Origin of the sequence: Clostridioides sp. ZZV15-6383, assembly GCF_020657735.1 — a bacterium.
Classification (GTDB): Bacteria; Bacillota; Clostridia; order Peptostreptococcales; family Peptostreptococcaceae; genus Clostridioides; species Clostridioides difficile_D.
The window spans coordinates 1-312 of the sequence record NZ_JAGWCV010000187.1 but is presented as its reverse complement, the minus strand read 5'-3'; the positions used below and the strand labels follow the sequence as shown (position 1 = coordinate 312).

The following is a 312-nucleotide window of genomic DNA, read 5'->3' as shown; positions in this document are numbered from 1 at the left end:
TTAAAGAATTTTGTATCTCAAGTTGTGGAGAATTTATAGAAAATCCTAAGTATCTTAAGAAGTCATTAAGAAAACTTTCTAAATTACAAAGAGAATTATCGAGAAAAACAATCGGTAGTTTAAATAGGAATAAAGCAAGATTAAAAGTTGCAGGACTTCAAGAACATATAGCTAATCAAAGAAATGATTTTCTACAAAAACTATCTACTAAATTAATAAAAGAGAACGATATTATTTGCATAGAAGATTTACAAGTAAAGAATATGATTAGAAATCATAAACTATCTCGCTTAATTTCTGATGTGTCATGGT

Annotated in this window: 1 protein-coding gene; it reads left to right on the top strand. The window is 26.0% G+C overall.

Features of this window, described 5'->3' with window-relative positions; translation table 11 throughout:
* Nucleotides 1-312: transposase (locus KGF42_RS19395; RefSeq protein ID WP_227826931.1), on the top strand; the 312-nt coding region annotated here is incomplete at both ends.